Raw genomic sequence first — 1,531 nt, 5'->3', positions numbered from 1 at the left:
AGGTGCTCGAGACGCTCGGCGGCTGCGGCTGGCTCGGCGCGGCGATGGTGCCGATCAACACGGCCTCGATGGCGCCGCAGATCGAATACTTCCTGGCCGACAGCGCGGCGCGGCTGCTGGTGATCGAGAGCGCCTTCCTCGACCGGCTGGCCGGCGTCGACCTCGCGCGCACCGCGCTGCGCACGGTGTGGGTGATCGGCGAGGGCGAGATCGCGCTCGAGGGCGTGGCGGTGCAGGCCTGGCCGGCCGATGGCGAAGCGATCGCCGCGGCCGAGGTGCAGCCGGGCGACACGCTCGCGATCCTCTACACCTCGGGCACCACCGGCCCGGCCAAGGGCGTGACCTGCCCGCATGCGCAGTACTACTGGTGGGGCGTGAACAGCGCGGCCGTGCTCGGCGTGGGCGCCGACGACGTGCTGTGCACCACCTTGCCGCTGTTCCACATCAATGCGCTCAACACCTTCGCGCAGGCCGCGATCACCGGCTGCCGCGTGGTGTTCGAGGCGCGCTTCTCGGCCTCGGGCTTCTGGGAGGCGATGCGCGCGCACGAGGCCACCGTGGTCTACCTGCTGGGCGCGATGGTGCCGATCTTGCTGGCGCAGCCCGAGGGAGCGGGCGAGCGCGCGCACCGGGTGCGCGTGGGCCTGGGCCCGGGCGTGCCGGCGCATGCGATGCAGAGCTTCCTGGAACGCACGGGCGTGCGCCTGCTCGAGGGCTACGGCTCGACCGAGACCAACTTCGTCATCAGCACCGCGCCCGATTCGCCGCGCGGCGGCGTGATGGGCTGGGTGCGCCCGGGCTTCGAGGCGCGCGTGGCCGACGCGCACGATGTCGAGCTGCCCGACGGCGAGGCCGGCGAGCTGCTGCTGCGCGCGAGCGAGCCCCATGCCTTCGCGAGCGGCTACTTCAACATGCCGGCCAAGACCGTCGAGGCCTGGCGCAACCTGTGGTTCCACACCGGCGACCGCGTGGTGCGCGATGCCGACGGCGCCTTCCGTTTCGTCGACCGGCTCAAGGACGCGATCCGCCGGCGCGGCGAGAACATCTCCTCCTTCGAGGTCGAGCAGGTGCTGCTGAGCCATCCGGGCGTGGCGGCGGTGGCGGTCTACCCGGTGCACTCGGAGCTGGCCGAGGACGAGGTGATGGCGGCGCTGATCGCGCGCCCCGGCACGGCGGTGGAACCCGCCGAGCTCGCGGCCTTCTGCGAGGCGCGGCTGCCGTACTTCGCGGTGCCGCGCTACATCGACATCCTCGAGGACCTGCCGCGCACCGAGAACGGCAAGGTCCAGAAGTACAAGCTGCGCGAGCGCGGCGTGACGCCCGGCACCTGGGATCGGCAGCCGGCGCGGCGCGCCTGAGTCGGCGGCCGGGGCCCGGGGCGGCAAAACGCTAGAATGGTTTAGGACTAAATATTATTGCCATGCAAGCAAATTCTCTTTCCGGCCGCCATGCCCTGGTCACCGGTGCCGCGCGCGGCATCGGCGCCGAGATCGCACGCACCCTCGCGGCCGAGGGCGCGGTGCTCACGCTG

General features: G+C 72.0%; 2 protein-coding genes. Both read left to right on the top strand.

Annotation, left to right across the window (positions count from 1 at the left end; translation table 11 throughout):
* Positions 1 to 1,358 (top strand): ATP-dependent acyl-CoA ligase (locus AC27VN_RS41175; protein WP_490880471.1); only part of this gene is annotated, 1,358 nt, incomplete at its 5' end.
* A gap of 62 nt (positions 1,359 to 1,420) precedes the next feature.
* Positions 1,421 to 1,531, top strand: a 111-nt coding sequence (locus tag AC27VN_RS41170) for an SDR family NAD(P)-dependent oxidoreductase (protein ID WP_490880472.1), incomplete at its 3' end; no start/stop codon positions are given.

It is taken from the genome of Variovorax sp. 20P10.2.4 (genome assembly GCF_058244205.1).
Note: the sequence above shows the minus strand (reverse complement) of the source record. Positions and strands in the feature narration are given on the sequence as shown.